The following is a 1223-nucleotide window of genomic DNA, read 5'->3' on the forward strand; positions in this document are numbered from 1 at the left end:
GGGACTGCTGCACGGATAGGTGACAGTCGGGTTTCATGCCGCGAGGGCCGTGGCGGGCTTCATGGTGGTCTCGAACTCGATGGGGGTCAATCGACCGAGTCGCAGTTGCCGGCGGCGCCGGTGGTAGGTCCGCTCGACCCAGGTGACGATCGCGATGCGGAGATCTTCCCGGGCGGCCCAGGTGCGGCGGTCCAGGACGTTGTTCTGCAGGAGCGCGAAGAAGGATTCCATGGCGGCGTTGTCACCGGCGGCGCCGACTCTGCCCATGGAGCCGGCCAGGCGGTGACGGTTCAAGGCGTGGACGAACTTCCGTGACCGGAACTGCGACCCGCGGTCGGAATGGACGGTGCAGCCTGCCACCTCTCCTCTCCGCGCGACCGCGTGTTCCAGCGCGTTCACCGCGAGGCGGGCCTTCATCCGGTTGCCGATGGAGTAGCCGACGATCCGGCCCGACCATGCGTCCTTGACCGCACACAGGTACAGCTTGCCCTCACCGGTGGGGTGTTCGGTGATGTCGGTCAGCCATAGCTCGTTCATCGCGGACGCGGTGAAGTCCCGCTGCACGAGATCGTCGTGCACGGGCGGCCCCGGTCTCTTCCCGTTCTTCGCTCGCTTCTTGCCGAAGGCCGACCACCAGGCGTTGTCCCGGCAAATCCGCCACGCGGACCGCTCGCACATGGGCTCCCCGGCTGCTTCGGCTTCGCCTGCGAGGAACCGGTAGCCGAACTCGGGGTCATCACGGTGGGCGTCGAACAGCGCGTTCGCGCGGTAGGCCACGGTGATCTCCGCGTGGGTCACCGGCTGACGGAGCCAGCGGTAGTAGTGCTGGCGGGAGAGCTGGAGCACCCGACACGCGACCGCGACGGGGATCCCGTCGGCGGCGAGCTCTCTCACGAGCGGGTAGAGCCTTTTGCCGGCAGGTTCGCCTGCGACAGATACGCCGCCGCGCGGCGCAGGACCTCGTTCTCCTGCTCCAGCAGCCTGATGCGCTTCTTCAGCTCGCGGTTCTCCGCAGACTCCGTCCTGGAGACACCGGGCATCTCGCCGTCTTCGACGGCGGCCTGGCGCATCCATTTCGAGAGGGTCATCTCATGGATGCCGAAGTCCTTCGCGATCTGCGCAAGGGTGACGCCCTTCTCGCGGCTGCGGGCCACCCGCACGACGTCATCACGGAACTCTTGGGGATAGGGAACAGGCACAGCAACATCCTTCCAGGCCGCCCC

1 protein-coding gene is annotated in these 1223 nt (G+C 67.3%); it reads right to left on the reverse strand.

Annotated features, from left to right (window positions below; all coding sequences use genetic code 11):
• Positions 1 to 33: 33 nt before the first annotated feature.
• Positions 34 to 1199 (reverse strand): IS3 family transposase gene (locus ABZW18_RS34780; protein WP_356195527.1). Its coding sequence is split into 2 segments (ribosomal slippage): positions 34 to 912 and positions 915 to 1199, totalling 1164 coding nucleotides; the frame shifts between segments, so codons are not numbered across the junction.
• Between the last annotated feature and the right edge of the window lie 24 nt (positions 1200 to 1223).

Origin of the sequence: Streptomyces sp. NPDC004647 (genome assembly GCF_040609575.1) — a bacterium.
In the GTDB taxonomy this organism is placed as follows: Bacteria; Actinomycetota; Actinomycetes; order Streptomycetales; family Streptomycetaceae; genus Streptomyces.